Raw genomic sequence first — 14,067 nt, forward strand, 5'->3', positions numbered from 1 at the left:
CCGGTCCGGGGCGAACCTCATGGCTGCGCGCGCTCAGGCGCGTAGCGGGCGGTCCGGTTCGTTGATCTTCCCGAAGGGGACGTGCACGCTGGGCGTGCTGCGGGCGGTTCCCGTCAGGTGGCCGACCTGGTCGTCGAAGAAGATGTGGGGCCTGAGGACCTCCATGATCGTGCTCTTGTCTATGCCACCGAGGAAGAAGGCGTCGTTGACGGTCACACCCCAGTTCTTCAGGCTGCGCACCGGGCGTTCGTGGGCGGGTGCGTCACGGGCGGTGACGAGCGAGACATGGACGCGAATCCTGTAGTCGGCGTCCGCCGCCCTTTGTTCCTCTTCGCGCCGCTGGAGCCGGTTGACGCCTGCGAGGAAGTCCCGCAGGGGGCCCGGGTCGTGCGGGGTGGCGGCGTTCGTCGTCTCATGGAAACGAAAGTCCTCGATGCCGCCGGACTGGTAGACCTGTTCCGAGGCGTCGTCGGCAAGGACTCCGTCGAAGTCGAAAGCGATCCGCAGATCCTGATCGTCACCCTCGTCGGCCACTGCCGGGCCGAGCACTCGACCGGCGGGCAGTCCGAGCGCGACGGCCTCGCGGACGTCGTCCTCGTTCGCGGACAGGAACAGGGACATGTTCAGCGCGGGCATGAAGCGATAGGGCGAGCGGCCCTGCATGAAGACGGCCCGGCTGATCGGCAGGCCGTAGGACTGTATGGACCGCATGACCCGCAGCCCGGTGTCGGGATCATTGCGGGACAGGATGATGCCCTCGACCAGAGGGTCGTCGGGTGAGAGGTCGTTCAGGGACAGCAGTCTGCGGATGAAGGGGAAGGCGACCCCCTTGTCCAGGGTGTCGTCCAAGTGCGCCTCCTGGTAGGCGCGGTAGGCGTCCTCTCCCTGATCACGAAAGATGGCGTCCGCCTCCGCCAGGTCGAACAGTGCGCTGGAAGCGATACCGACGACCAGACGGTTCTTCAGCTCGTAGACGGCCATGGCGTCCCTCCTGCCACTAACGCGCACTCACGCCCCGACCTGTCCCATCGGGCCAGGTCGTCGGTGCCAGATTCCTCTTTGGGTGGATATATGTCCTGCTGACGTACGACGAACCGGAGCTGTCCGACGCGGAGTCGGACGCCCGGCTGGACGGCATGACGTCCGCGGCGGTCGAGGGGCAACTGCTCCGACTGCGGGCCGCCGCCGACCGGCCGGCACTGGCAGGCGATCCGGAAGCCGTGGTCGGAGCGGGCTTGACCTTGACGCAGGGTCAACCCTCCATTCTTCCGGCGGGAGCTTCCTCGCAGTCGCCTGGAACGGCTCCGCGAAGGAGGCAGATGACCATGACAGCCCAATCGATCGCCGGCCCGGCGATCCGCGTACAGGGTCTGGAGAAGTCGTACGGCAAGCTCGAAGTGCTGCGCGGCGTGGACTTCGACGTGGCGCCGGGCAGCATCTTCGCCCTGCTCGGCTCCAACGGGGCGGGGAAGACCACGACCGTGAGGATCCTCGCCACGCTCCTCAAGGCCGACGCGGGGACGGCGGCCGTCAATGGCTTCGACGTCGCCACGCAAGCGGCGGACGTACGGGAGTCCATCAGTCTCACCGGGCAGTTCGCGGCCGTCGACGAGATCCTCAGCGGTCGGGAGAACCTCGTCCTCGTCGCCAGGCTGCGCCACCTCAAGGACCCGGGCGCGATCGCGGACGACCTGCTGAGGCGTTTTTCGCTGAACGAGGCGGGCGCGCGGCGAGTGTCGACGTATTCAGGTGGGATGCGCCGCCGGCTGGACATCGCGATGAGTCTCTTGGGGAACTCGCCGGTGATCTTCCTGGACGAGCCGACTGCCGGACTCGACCCCGAGGCGCGCATCGAGGTGTGGGATGCGGTCAAGGAGCTCGCCGGCCACGGTACGACGGTGCTGCTCACCACGCAGTATCTGGACGAGGCCGAGCAACTGGCCGACCGGATCGCGATCCTCCACCAGGGTCGGATCATCGTGAACGGCACCCTCGCCGAGCTCAAGCGACTCTTCCCGCCCGCCAAGGTCGAGTACGTCGAGAAGCAGCCGACTCTGGAGGAGATCTTCCTCGCGGTCGTCAACGGCGGCGACAAGAGCGACGTCATCGGCACGACGACCGGGGGACAGGGATGACCGCGTACTTCTTCAGCGACACCGCCGCGCTCACGGCGCGGACCCTGCGCCATGTCACACGCAGCATGGACACCATCATCACGACCGCCATCACGCCGGTCGCCATGATGCTGATGTTCGTCTACGTGTTCGGCGGCGCCATTGACACCGGGCCGGTTCCCTACGTGGTCTACATGCTGCCCGGCATCCTGCTCATGACGATCGCATCAGGCATCTCCTACACCGCGTACCGGCTGTTCACCGATGTGAAGAGCGGGATCTTCGAGCGGTTCCAGTCCATGCCGATCGCACGGTCGGGTGTGCTGTGGGCCCATGTCGTGACCTCCCTGGTCGCCAACCTGATCGCGCTCGTGCTCGTCGTGGGCGTCGCCGTGCTCATGGGCTTCCGCTCGGGGGCGGGAGTGTCGGCGTGGCTCGCGGTCGCCGGCATCCTGCTCTTGTTCACCCTGGCGCTGACCTGGCTCGCCGTGATCCCCGGGCTCTCCGCGTCGTCGGTCGAGGGAGCGGGCGCGTTCGCCTACCCGCTCATCTTCCTGCCGTTCGTCAGTTCGGCGTTCGTGCCCACGAAGACGATGCCCGGCCCGGTGCGCTGGTTCGCCGAGCATCAGCCGGTGACGTCGATCGTCAATACGATCCGTGCGCTGTTCATGGGGCAGCCGGTCGGCGACGACATCTGGACCGCGCTCGCGTGGTGTGTGGGCATCCTCGTCGTGGCGTACGTCTTCGCGATGACCGCCTACCGCCGGAAGGTCGCCTGAGGCAGGCTGGGCCCCATGCTCACCATCAGCCGGCTGGCGGCGTACGCCGGGGTGACGGTACGGGCGGTACGCCACTACCACAAGATCGGGCTGCTGCCGGAGCCCGGGCGCGACCGATCCGGGTACCGGACCTACGATGCCGCCGCGGTCGTACGACTCATCCGGATCCGCACCCTGGCCGATGCCGGCGTACCGCTGGCCAGGGTGCAGGAACTCCTGGACGCCGGCCCGGCGGAGTTCGTCGGCGGCGTCCAGGAGATCGACAAGCATCTGCGAGCCGAGATCCGGCGGCTGCAGGACACCCGCAGCCGCCTTTCGCGGCTCGCCGCCGGAGAGCACCTGGCGCTCCCGCAGAGCGTCGTGGACTACCTCGACCGGCTGCGGGGCCTCGGCGTCGGCGAGCAGTACATCGAACTGGAGCGGGACGCCTGGATCATGATTGCCGCGCAGGTGCCGCACCTGATCGACTCCGTGATCGCCAAGAAGCACGAGGAACTGGACGACCCCGACATGGTGAGGCTCTACAGCCTTCTCGGCGGGGCGCTCGACTGGCCGACCGACGACCCGCGGATCGTCGAGGTCGCCGACATCATGGAGCGCCTGATGATCCGCGCCGTGGAGGCGGGCGAGGCGGGTGGCGGCGACGGCATCGACGACCAGTTCGTCGACCTGCTGGACTCGACCATGGTCGAGTCCTCACCGGGCGCCGCGCGGCTGTTGGCGATGCTGGAGGAGCGCGGCTGGCGCGGCTGGACCCGCATCGAGCGCGTGCCTGCCGACAGGCTCGGCACCGAACCGCCGCCGTCTTGAGACGCAGTCGCCACGAACATCGCGCCGTCGCCAGGTCCCCGTCCGAGCTGGACCCGTTGTCACGCTCGACGCCGACCGCGTTCGCCGGACTCGTACGGGCAGCTGACCGAGGGCCGGTCGCGGACGTGGGCCGCGGACCCGGCAAAGTGACGGCACGTCCGGCCGGGCTCGGGGGCTCCCCCTTCGGCATCGACGGGTCGCCGAAGACGATCGGACTGGCTCGGGGGTCCTGTCCGGACCTGTGCTTCTCCGTGAACCAAGCCGGGTTCACCGTCACCGCGCAACTGGTCCAGGAGCCCGACGAAGACCTGAAGTGGAAGATCGCCGGCTTCCTCGCCCACAAGCCGACCGCCGAGGAGGCCCGCTCGACTTCTCGACTCCCCTGAGAGGTAGGGCCGGCCGATCAGGCGGTCGCCCCGTCACGACCGAGCTCCCGGGTACTGTCGTGGTTCGCCGACCTGGGGAGAGCAGTCGCATGGCCGACATCGTCATCGCGCAGACGACCATCGACGACGCGCAGCGGGCGGAGGCTCTCGCGCGCGGCGCCGTCGAGAACCGGCTGGCCGCCTGCGCGCACATCGACCAACCGTTCACCGCGGTGTACTGGTGGGACGACGCGGTCCAGACTGCCCAGGAGTGGCGGATCTCGTACAAGACGACCACCGAGCGGCTTCCGGAGCTGGAGGCATGGGTGTCCGGGCAGCACGGCTACGAGGTGCCCGAGTGGATCACGATCCCGGTGACCGGGGGCTCGGCGGCCTACCTGGCGTGGGTGGCCGAGGAGACCGAGCCGCGACCCGTCGTCTAGCCTCTCCCGCTGCGAACTTCCGCAGACATCGAGCGAGTTCGCGCCCAGTCCCGGCAGTCGACGAGAAGGAGGCCGGTGCGGCACGGGGTCGGGCCCGTGCCGCACCAGCGGTCAGTGGTCGGCGGTGGCCATCTCGTTCCGGGGTGTGCGGTCGGATCCGGTGCGCAGGATCCCGGCGGCCGCGGCGGTGGTGACACACAGCAGGGTCAGCAGGACGAAGGCGTGGTCGAGGGCGACGAGGTGGGTGAGCCAGCCGATGACGGCGGGACCGGCGAGCATGCCGACGTAGCCGAGCCCGGCCACCCGGGAGACGTTGGCCCCGGCGGCGGCGGGGTCGGCGTGACCGGCCGCGCTGAACAGTTGCGGAACCGTGCCGGACAGGCCCAGGCCGAACAGTGCCCAGCCGGTGAACGCGGCCCACATCCACGGACCGAGAGCCACGAGCGTGATGCCGACGGCGGCCATCGCCGCTCCGTATCGCAGGATCGCCATGGAGCCGAACCGGGCGACGAGGCGGTCCGCGAGGAGCCGGCCGATGGTCATGGCCGCCGCGAACGTGCCGTAGGCGAAAGCCGCCGTGCCTGCGGGTGCGCCGAGAACGTCCTTCAGGTGCAGAGCGCTCCAGTCGTTCGCGGCGCCCTCGCACAGCATGACCATCAGCGCCAGGACGGCGAGCAGCCAGATGCGCCCCTTGGCACTGCCGGGCGCGATGGCTGGTGATGCCCCGGTCTCCGCCAGGGAGTCGGAGCCGGTGCTCTCGGCATCGGGGGCGGTCGGCAGGAGGGCACGGACCGACGCCAGGGCGACGACGATGCCTGCGGCTCCCATGGCGGCCATGCTCGCGACCGGGGTCAGACCGGCGCTCGCGGCACCGGCCGCGACGAGCGCGGCGAGGACGCCGCCGACGGAGAACGTGGCGTGGAATCCCGACATGACGGGCCGTCCGTAGGCCTTCTCCACGTGCACGGCGTGGGCGTTCATGCTCACGTCCAGGCAGCCGTTGCAGAACCCGAAGACGAACAGGGCTCCCGCCAGCGTCCAGGGATCCCGGGCGAGGCCGGGCAGGATCAGGGTGGCGCCGCACAGCACGCCGCCGGCCGGGACCACGACGCGCGCGCCGAAGCGGTCGGCCAGGGGGCCGGCCACCTGCATCCCGGCAAAGGCCCCGAGCCCGAGCAGGACCAGCAGGCCGCCCAGTGCCGCGTGGCTGACGCCCACGCGCTCCTCGACGGCGGGAATGTGCACCACCCAGGCGCCCATCAGGGTGCCGCACAGGACAAAGTAGACATAGGTCGCCACGCGGGCGGCTCGAAGCGAACGTTCCATGCCGCACACCGTAACGAACAAATTTGATGTTCGAAAGCCTGGCAATTGAACGCGTTGCATGTTCAATGTGTGGTGGTGTTCAATCCCTGCATGAGCAACGCAGAGCGGCACGGGCTGATCGCGAAGGCCGTCAGGGACTCCGGCGCCACCACGGTCCAAGAGCTCGCGGAGCTGACCGGCGCCTCGGAGATGACCATCCGGCGCGACCTCGACACCCTGGCCGCCCAGGGGGTCCTCGAACGCGTCCGGGGCGGGGCCCGCACCCTGCTGCTCAGGGGCGAGGAACCTCCCTTCGCCCTGCGCACCAACGAGTCGGTCGACGCCAAGCGCCGGATCGCCGCCGAGGTCTGCGCGCTCATCGCCGACGGCGAGAGCGTCCTGCTGGACAGCGGCACCACCTGCCTGGAGGTCGCCCGCCTCCTGCGCGACCGCCCGGTCACCGTGATGCCCCTGTCCCTCCAGGCCATCCACCTGTTCGGCACGGCGCCCGGCCCGGCCACGCTGGTCGTGCCCGGTGGACAGCCCCGCGCCGCCGAGGGAGCCCTCACCGGCCCCCTCACCCTCGCCTCCCTGGCAGCCCTGCGCTTCGACACCGCCGTCATCGGCTGCTGCGGACTGAGCGCGGCCGACGGTCTGACCGCCTACGACCTCGACGACGCGGCGGTGAAACGGGCGGCCATGACCTCATCGCGCCGCGCGGTCCTCGCCACCGACGGCAGCAAATTCGGCCACACCGCCTTCGCCCACGTCGGCCCTTCCACACTCCTGCACACGGTCGTCACCGACACCACCGCACCCTCCGACGAGGTCACCGCACTCGAAGACGCCGGCTCCGTCGTCAAAATCGTCTGACCACCCCGCCCCGCCGGGCGGCCCGCCCCCGCCCGCGACGATCGGCCCGGCGGGCAGCCGACCGCGCAGACTCGGGCAGGGACCGGCCACCCAGCGGCACGGACACCAGCGCGAGCCACGAGAATCCCATCCCCCGGAGGGGGCAGAGGTCAGCCGTGATCGACCGACAGGACAGGGGCGACGGCCGCCTCGTCGGGTCGGTCCGCGGCCTGCCGGCGAGGTGTCCGTCGCCCGGCGAGGCGGCAGCCGAGGCAGTCCGCGTGACCGCCCCGGGCGGTGAGATCCCTGACGTGCCAGTCCCATTCGGCGGCCGGGCGCGGGCCGCTCGGCTTGCCCCAGCCCGCCAGATGCAGCATCCATGTGGTCAGCACCGCCAGGACCAGCACCCCCACTCCCCCGAGCGCGAGAAGCCCCGAGGCCGTCACCATCGCGAGTCCGCAGAGCCCGAAGCCCAGCACCGCGATGCCCACACCGCTCCAGCCGGCCACTGTGTGGCCCAGGTCGTGGTCGTCGTCGCCATGGATGAACATGATCGTGCTCCTGGGGCTGTGAAGATGGTGGGGCTGATCCGCCGCGAGATCTCTTATCTCGTGAGCTAATTATCTTAGATACTAAGGGGACTCGTGAGCGATCACAAGACGCGCCCGGCCGCAACGGCAGACCAGGCTCTCTACGCCATGGACCGGATGATCGCCACGGCCCAGTTCGGGCAGCAGGACATCGCCCGCCGGATGGGCCTGAACGTCACCGACCTCACCTGTCTGGGGTTCCTCATCGAGGCCTCCATGGCGGGCGAGTCACTGGTAGCGGGCGATCTGGCGGAGCGGGCCAGGCTGACCACGGGAGCGGTCACGGGCGTACTGAACCGCCTGGAGAAGGCCGGCTACATCCGGCGCACCGCGGACCCGGGCGACCGTCGCCGCGTGTACGTGGTCATGGAGGAGACCGCCCAAGGGCGCATTCTCGAGATCTACGGCCCCGTCTACCAGCGACTCGCGTCCCTCTTCGGTGACTACGGACCGCAGGAGATCGCCGTACTGACGGACTGGTTCACCCGCGCCCGCACCATGTTCGAGGAGGCACTGCACGAGATCCGGGAGGAAGCGTCGCCCCCGCCTCGAACCGGTGGAACCGGACCGCACCAAGGATGACGGCCGCATGCCACCGGAAGGCACCGGCCGCGCTACGGCGTTCCCCTGACGGGGCGCCAGCGGTTGTCCCGGGAAGTCGTCCATTCCGGCGAACGGGTCGGCGACCAGGCCGGTCACGTCCAGCACCGCTCTCACCGCCTGGACGCCGCAGGTCGCAGCAGTCCGGCGCGCCTGATTCACCTGCCCAAGCGCCTCGCCCTCGGGCAGTCGGTGGCCACGTGCGAACCGGCCGCGAGCACCCTGGAGCGGATCGCGGGCGGAGAGCGAGCCGGGCGCGGCACCGGCGCATCCGCCTGAGCGAACGGGTCGTGGCCCGCATGGTCACCACGGTTCCCCAGGCGCACTGGTTTGCGCGATGAGTCGACGCGACGAACGCAGCGGTCCTGGCTCCTGGTCAGCTCGCTGCCCGGCGTCCGCGGCTCCTGTGCCGCGCCCGGCAGCTTCCCGGCCGCGAGGGCATCCCTGCCCCCGACAGACCCCGGTCACCCGGCCGGACGCCTGCCGAACGACCGCAGCGCGGCAGCGACGGTCGCGCTCAGCGAACCGGCGTCGGCGCCCGCGCGGGAACGCAGGTTGACGCCGTAGGCGAGCAGGGCCAGCAGGTCGGCCGTCGTGGCCGGGTCGGTGTCGGGAGCCAGTTGGCCTTCGGCATCGGCGACGACCAGTACCGCGTGCAGGGCCTCCCGGAGTTCCTCGTGGTGCTGGTCGAGGAAGGCGCGGACGTCGGGGTCGCCGTTCTCCGCGCCGGCCTGCGCGTTGGAGACCATGCAGCCCCAGCGGGCGTACTCGCCCGAGCACCGGACCCCGATCAGCGCGTCGAAGAACTCCGCCACGGCGGGCAGGCCCCGGCGGTCCTCGGCGAGCGCGCGGAACGCCGGCCGGGACCATTGTTCGCGGTAGCGGTGCAGCGCGGCGAGGTAGAGCTCCTGCTTGCCGCCGAAGGTGGCGTACAGGCTGGAGCGGTTGAGGCCGGTCGCGGTCACGATGTCCTGGATCCCGGTTGTGGCCATGCCCTGCCGCCAGAACAGCCGTACCGCCGTGTCCAGCGCCGCGTCCGGGTCGAAGTGCTTGACGTCCGGCATGTGCCACCCCACCGACTTGGAACAATGATTCCAAGATACCTGGTGCGGGGCGGAGGCCGCCGCTATCTTGGAACGGTCGTTTCAAGAAGCTCGTTCCACGGATGAGAGGAATCCCGATGACCGACCTCGCCACCGAACTGTGGGCGCTCAGCGCGACCCGGGACCGGCACATCCCCGCCGAGATGCGCCAGGTCATGGACCGGGCGGCCCGAGAACTCGCCGACTCCGGGCAGGCCGGCCGCGCCCGCACCGTCGGCGAGCCCGCCCCGCGGTTCACCCTGCCCTCGGTGACCGGCGCCCCGGTGACTCTGGACGACCTGCTCGCCGAGGGCCCCGTCGTCCTCACCTTCTACCGCGGCGCCTGGTGCCCGTACTGCAACCTCGCCCTGCGTGCCCTCCAGAGGCACCACGCCGACATCACCGCGCGGGGCGCCCGTCTGGTCGCCGTCTCCCCGCAGATTCCCGACGAGTCGCTCACCCTCGCCGAGAAGCACGGTCTGGCCTTCGACGTGCTCAGCGACCTCGGCTCCGGTACGGCCAAGCAGTACGGCCTCGCGTTCGACCTCTCCGACGACCTCGCCGCCGTCTACGACAAGCTCGGCTTCGACCTTCAGCGCGTCAATGACGGCCACCCCCGCACACTGCCGCTGCCCGCCACCTACGTCATCGACCGGGACGGCGTGATCCGCTGGGCCTTCGTCGACACCGACTACACCGCCCGCGCCGAACCCGCCGACATCATCGCGACCCTGGACGCCCTCGGCACATCGGGAATGCGATGAGTCGGAAGGGCGCCTTCCCCGGAGGCCGACGCGGGTCGTCGAGGAATCCCGGATCGGTCCACTGCCCGTCGCGGAACACGCGCGTCCACGGGTGTCGAGAATGGACCGCCGGCTCCGTCCTCGATATACCGGTGGCCTCGAAGGGCCGCACGACGCAGAGGGAGAACCGACATGACGCTTCAGCGGATGGACAACGTCGGCATCGTCGTCGAAGACCTGGACGCCGCTGTCGCCTTCTTCACCGAACTGGGCATGGAGGTCGAAGGCAAGGCGGAGATCGAGGGCCTCTTCGCGGATCAGGCCGTCGGACTCGGCGGAGTCCGCAGCGACATCGCGATGATGCGGACCCCGGACGGCCACGGCAAGCTGGAGCTCGCGCAGTACCACACGCCCGCGGCGATCGGTGACGGATCGGACAACCCGCCGCCGAACACGCTGGGCATGCACCGGGTCATGTTCGCCGTCGACGACATCGACGACACCATCGCCCGCCTGCGTTCCCACGGCGCCGAACTGCTCGGCGAGGTGGCACGGTACGAGGACATCTACCGCCTCTGCTACCTCCGTGGCCCCTCAGGCATCATCCTCGCCCTGGCCGAACAGATCGGTCACTGACCTTTTCGGACCGCCTTCGGGGGACGGCCGGACAGACCCTCGTGATCACGGAGGGACACAGCGGTGCCCGGGGGCGGTCCGAGCGCAGGTCCGAGATCTTGCTAGGGTCCGCGGGTGAAATCTCGGATAACCATGCCATCAACCGCCGCCCGGTTCGGGTGGCTCGACGCGGTCCGGGGCATCGCCGCCCTGACCGTGGCCCTGCACCATCTCAGCGCCGAGCTGTTCGTGGGCTCCGGTGAGGCTGTCCGGGAGTGGTTCGACCCGGGGATCTTCGGGGTGATGGCGTTCTTCCTGGTCAGCGGATACATCGTGCCCGCTTCGCTGGAGCGCCGGGGAGATGTGCGCGCGTTCTGGACCGGGCGGCTGTTCCGGCTCTACCCCCTGTGCGCGGTCGTCCTCGTCGCCGCGGCCGTGCTGGTGCCGCAGCGCTTCTCCGCGGTGGACGTCTCGGTCCATGAGCACCCACTGCTCGCCGCCGTCGCCAACGCCACCATGCTCCAGGACCTGCTGGGCCTGCGCAGCGGTCTGCCGGTGATGTGGACGCTGACCTACGAGATGGTCTTCTACTACCTGGTCACCTTGCTCTTCATGGCCGGCGCCCACCGCCGCAGCGGGTCAGCGGCGGTGGTGTTCGCCGGGGCGGCGCTGTTCCTGGGACCCTGGGCGGCAGCGTGGAGCCTGCGGCCCGAGTTCACCGTCCGGCAGCTGGCCGCGATGACCGCGCTCGTGGCGGGAACGGGACTGCTGTTCCTGCTCACCGGCCGCCGGGCGGCGCAACTGACAGGGGCGACGCTGCTGGCGGGGCTCGGACTGGTGCTCATGATCGCGAACGGGCGGTCGACCCCCTGGGAGAGCCTGTTGATCCTGGCCACGATGTTCAGCGGGACCGTGATCTACCGCGCCGAACAAGGACAGATCCGCCGGGGCGCGGCGTGGGCGTACTGCGGCTTCGTACTCGTGGCGGGAGCGGCGGCCGGCCTGCTCTACGACGACGAGCGGGCCCAGATCCGTACCTGGACCGCCTCCCCGATCGCCTGGGTCAGCGCGTTCCTCGCGGGCTGGGCACTGTTCGGCGTCGCTTTCCTGCTGCGCCGCCGCAGGATGCCTGGAGCCCTGACCTGGCTGGGCCTCGTGAGCTTCTCCGTCTATCTGTTGCACCGCCCGTTGATCTCCGTGATGTCCTGGTTCATGGAGAAGATGGGAGATCCTCACGGCACGGCACAACAACTCGTCTGGGTGGCCGCTTTCCTCGCCGCCCTGCTTCTGCTCAGCGCGCTCACCTACCACACAGTGGAACTTCCGGGGCAACGGCTTGCCCGACGGCTGCTGGAGCGGCATCGGGGTCCGTCGACGGGGAGCGGACCGGGCGTCCCTGACGTGTCGACGGAGGATCCGGTGGCTCTTGAGCAGGGGCAGCACCGCGTTCCCTCTCATCAGTAGCCCCTGGACACTCCCGCGCCTGCGGCGATCGGGCCCCTGAAACGACGGCCGCCGCCGGTGCGGCGGAAGGCGGCAGCCCAGGCCGTGGTGGGGCCGGCCGGTACGTCGGCTGACGCGGCCGGTGCGCTGCCTCACGAGCCCGCCGCCCACCGCGGCGGGCTCGGCCCTCGCCGAGACGCCTTCTCGAGCCGGGTGAGAGTCACTCGGATCTGCCCCGCGTTCAGCGTCTCCCCCGACGGCCCGAGCGCCGCCGCCCACCGCCTGCGCAGCTCGTACCCGTGCGACGGCGCCTTCAGCACCACCTCACCGGTCCTGGTCGTACGACTCCCGAACCGCCGTACGCCGCCGCCCCGCCTCGTCAACCCACACCGACACGCTCCCCTCCTTGCGGTGAGACCGAGCGCGTGGTGCCGTCCGCCCCGCCCCCCGTGCAGCACAGTGGGCAGGTGCCTCCTCGCCCGCTGACCTTCCTGCTCCTGGCCCTGCTGAGTGTCACCGGCTGCACCACCGTGACCCCCGCTGCCGACCCGGCCGTTCGCCACCCGGGCGTCCACGCCTCGCTCGCGGCCGACAGCGCGACCACGCCGACACCCGCGCATGTGCCCGTGCCCGTGCCCGCGGTACAGGCCTCACCCCGCTCCGCTCTGGTGAAAACCGATCCGCGGCGACCGCGGCGTTCAGACAAGGCCGGAACGGCTCCTCGACACCGGACTGCGGAACCGGCACGGCGCGCACCTCGTACCGTCCCGCCCGCGCGTGTGGCGCCGCACGCCCCAGCGGTCCCACGGCACGGGGAGCCGTCGCGACCACACGCGCGGACAAAGCCTCACCACACGCCTCCGCGCGCACCGCGCGTCCGTCCGCAGCCCTGGCCCAGCCAGCTGCGCCAACTGTGCCACCGAGCCAACGGCGTCACCTCCCCCGACATCGCCAGACTGTGCCGCCAGGCCTGGGGATAGCCGGCTCACCCTGGGCCGACCCGTAGACAACGGCGGTCCTCACGACGGTGCCGGTCGGTCGATGGTTCGGTGGGTGCCGAACCGTCCGGTCGGTAGCGTGCGAGGTCTTGCGCGGAAGATGCCCGCGCCGATGACGCCGGAGGCAGCCAGATGTCGGAGACAGATCTGAAGACGCAGCTTGCGAAGCGGTTTCACGAGGTCAACGGCGACCATCCCATGACCGACGCAGATGACGTGTACGTCAGCGCGCAGTTCGTCGCCCTGGAGGAACTGTGCGCGGTCCATGGCCGCGATGTCGATGAGGTACGCCGACTGATGCTGGGGCAGCGTCTGCCGCTTCCGGGATATCTCCGATCCGACGGTGCCGAGATGGTGCCGGCCGACCTGTTCGCTCTCGCCGACGACGCCGGAGGCACCGAACTGCTCGAAGCGTGGTTCACCGCTCACTGGGCCGACCCGGTCACCGGGAAGGCGGAGTGGAACGCCTATCTCAGCGGACAGTACGTGTGTCTGCATGCGGTGACCCCGGCCGCCATTCAGCGCAAGGACTGCCTGACGACCGCGATCAGTGCCTCCGAGAACGAGCCGGATGCCGGTTCGGCGCAGTGGTGTGAGCGGCTGCACGCTCTGGTCGACGAACTCGACACGCTGGAACCGGCTTTCACGGCCTACGACCGTCTCCGGTTCGCCGGACCGACGTCCCGCGACACCTGCATCGACGCCATGCGCACCCGCTTCCCGCGCCCGTGACCCGAAGCCGTGCGTTCTGCGGCATGATGCGGTGTGACCTGCGACGTCTGTGCCCATGAGATGCGGCGAACACCGGTACGCGAACCGCGGATGCCCTGGGACAAAGCGGTGAAGGAACGCTGGTTCTGCCCCTGGTGCTATGCCTGGACCGAATTCGGACACGACCCGCGCGAGGTCTCGCGGCCGCAGTACGGTCACATACCGTGGGAGCGGGCGGAATCCCCGCACCTCCCGGAGGAGATCGCCCATGCGTACGACGTGGCGTACGCGCACTCCGCCGAGGACTCCGGCGCGACGCTGTGCGGTCTGACCCACCTGGGCCTCACCGCTTCACCGTACCCGTGGATATCCGATGGGCCGCACGCCTGCGAGGTCTGCGAGGAGGCGGCTGCGGTCATCGACGCGCGCTGGCCCCTGGACATGCGGAACGGTAACCGTGTCTCTCCCGCCCCGCCTCCGGGTTCCGACTGGCCTCCCTTCTGAGGACGTTGCACGGCTGACCGCCCTGGCCCGGCGTCGATCGCGACCGGGCCGGCCGCCGCGGTACGCGGTGGCGCGGCCCGGTCCGACGAACGGATCGCTCACGCGTCGGACGC

16 protein-coding genes are annotated in these 14,067 nt (G+C 70.1%); 12 read left to right on the plus strand and 4 right to left on the minus strand.

All coding sequences use genetic code 11. The features are described from left to right. Positions 1-33: 33 nt before the first annotated feature. On the minus strand, positions 34-981 hold the full coding sequence (locus ACZ60B_RS18655; RefSeq protein WP_469388226.1) for a 5'-nucleotidase: 948 nt from the start codon (positions 979-981) through the stop codon (positions 34-36). Between the two features lie 344 nt (positions 982-1,325). Here ACZ60B_RS18655 and ACZ60B_RS18660 point away from each other — a divergent pair, with 344 nt between their 5' ends. The 5 genes from ACZ60B_RS18660 to cutA all read left to right on the plus strand — a co-directional run bounded on the left by ACZ60B_RS18660 (position 1,326) and on the right by cutA (position 4,511). Further along, positions 1,326-2,135 (plus strand): ABC transporter ATP-binding protein, encoded by an 810-nt coding sequence (locus ACZ60B_RS18660; RefSeq protein WP_469388228.1) that lies wholly within the window; start codon positions 1,326-1,328, stop codon positions 2,133-2,135. Beyond that, on the plus strand, positions 2,132-2,893 hold the full coding sequence (locus ACZ60B_RS18665; protein ID WP_469388229.1) for an ABC transporter permease: 762 nt from the start codon (positions 2,132-2,134) through the stop codon (positions 2,891-2,893). Before ACZ60B_RS18660 ends, ACZ60B_RS18665 begins: the two co-directional genes overlap by 4 nt. Positions 2,894-2,908: 15 nt before the next feature. Continuing rightward, entirely contained in the window at positions 2,909-3,703 is a 795-nt protein-coding gene (locus ACZ60B_RS18670; protein ID WP_469388231.1) for a helix-turn-helix domain-containing protein, read from the plus strand. Positions 3,704-3,849: 146 nt separating this feature from the next. Beyond that, positions 3,850-4,089, plus strand: a complete 240-nt coding sequence (locus ACZ60B_RS18675; RefSeq protein ID WP_469388233.1) for a hypothetical protein — start codon at positions 3,850-3,852, stop codon at positions 4,087-4,089. Between the two features lie 89 nt (positions 4,090-4,178). Next, on the plus strand, positions 4,179-4,511 hold the full coding sequence (gene cutA, locus ACZ60B_RS18680; RefSeq protein ID WP_469388235.1) for a divalent-cation tolerance protein CutA: 333 nt from the start codon (positions 4,179-4,181) through the stop codon (positions 4,509-4,511). A 111-nt stretch (positions 4,512-4,622) separates the two neighbouring features. On the opposite strand, the gene ACZ60B_RS18685 is transcribed toward cutA, so the two are convergent. Next, positions 4,623-5,837: an MFS transporter gene (locus ACZ60B_RS18685; RefSeq protein ID WP_469388237.1), complete on the minus strand. Its 1,215-nt coding sequence runs from the start codon at positions 5,835-5,837 to the stop codon at positions 4,623-4,625. Between the two features lie 90 nt (positions 5,838-5,927). Between ACZ60B_RS18685 and ACZ60B_RS18690 the strand changes: the two genes are divergently transcribed. Next, the gene (locus tag ACZ60B_RS18690; protein ID WP_469388238.1) at positions 5,928-6,689 is read left to right on the plus strand and encodes a DeoR/GlpR family DNA-binding transcription regulator; all 762 of its coding nucleotides are present in this window, start codon (positions 5,928-5,930) and stop codon (positions 6,687-6,689) included. Between the two features lie 149 nt (positions 6,690-6,838). Here the strand turns inward: ACZ60B_RS18690 and ACZ60B_RS18695 are convergent, their stop codons facing one another. Continuing rightward, complete coding sequence (locus ACZ60B_RS18695) at positions 6,839-7,219, minus strand: HGxxPAAW family protein (RefSeq protein WP_469388240.1); 381 nt, start codon at positions 7,217-7,219, stop codon at positions 6,839-6,841. Between the two features lie 93 nt (positions 7,220-7,312). Here ACZ60B_RS18695 and ACZ60B_RS18700 point away from each other — a divergent pair, with 93 nt between their 5' ends. Beyond that, positions 7,313-7,840 carry a MarR family winged helix-turn-helix transcriptional regulator gene (locus ACZ60B_RS18700; RefSeq protein ID WP_469388241.1) on the plus strand — a complete coding sequence of 176 codons (528 nt, stop codon included), beginning with the start codon at positions 7,313-7,315 and terminating at the stop codon, positions 7,838-7,840. Positions 7,841-8,322: 482 nt separating this feature from the next. Here the strand turns inward: ACZ60B_RS18700 and ACZ60B_RS18705 are convergent, their stop codons facing one another. Next, on the minus strand, positions 8,323-8,922 hold the full coding sequence (locus ACZ60B_RS18705; RefSeq protein WP_469388249.1) for a TetR/AcrR family transcriptional regulator: 600 nt from the start codon (positions 8,920-8,922) through the stop codon (positions 8,323-8,325). A gap of 116 nt (positions 8,923-9,038) precedes the next feature. On the opposite strand from ACZ60B_RS18705, the gene ACZ60B_RS18710 reads away from it, so the two are divergent. From ACZ60B_RS18710 to ACZ60B_RS18730, 5 genes are all read left to right on the plus strand, one after another. After that, a complete protein-coding gene (locus ACZ60B_RS18710; RefSeq protein WP_469388251.1) occupies positions 9,039-9,704 on the plus strand; it encodes a peroxiredoxin-like family protein in 666 nt (221 codons plus the stop codon). Positions 9,705-9,875: 171 nt separating this feature from the next. Next, complete coding sequence (locus ACZ60B_RS18715; RefSeq protein ID WP_469388253.1) at positions 9,876-10,319, plus strand: VOC family protein; 444 nt, start codon at positions 9,876-9,878, stop codon at positions 10,317-10,319. 132 nt (positions 10,320-10,451) lie between these two features. Continuing rightward, positions 10,452-11,762 (plus strand): acyltransferase family protein, encoded by a 1,311-nt coding sequence (locus ACZ60B_RS18720; protein WP_469388255.1) that lies wholly within the window; start codon positions 10,452-10,454, stop codon positions 11,760-11,762. 1,109 nt (positions 11,763-12,871) lie between these two features. Further along, positions 12,872-13,471 carry a DUF6058 family natural product biosynthesis protein gene (locus tag ACZ60B_RS18725; protein ID WP_469388257.1) on the plus strand — a complete coding sequence of 200 codons (600 nt, stop codon included), beginning with the start codon at positions 12,872-12,874 and terminating at the stop codon, positions 13,469-13,471. A 90-nt stretch (positions 13,472-13,561) separates the two neighbouring features. Then, positions 13,562-13,954, plus strand: coding sequence for a hypothetical protein (locus ACZ60B_RS18730; RefSeq protein ID WP_469388259.1), 393 nt, complete (start codon positions 13,562-13,564; stop codon positions 13,952-13,954). Positions 13,955-14,067: the final 113 nt, after the last annotated feature.

The organism is Streptomyces sp. NPDC104096 (genome assembly GCF_055584385.1).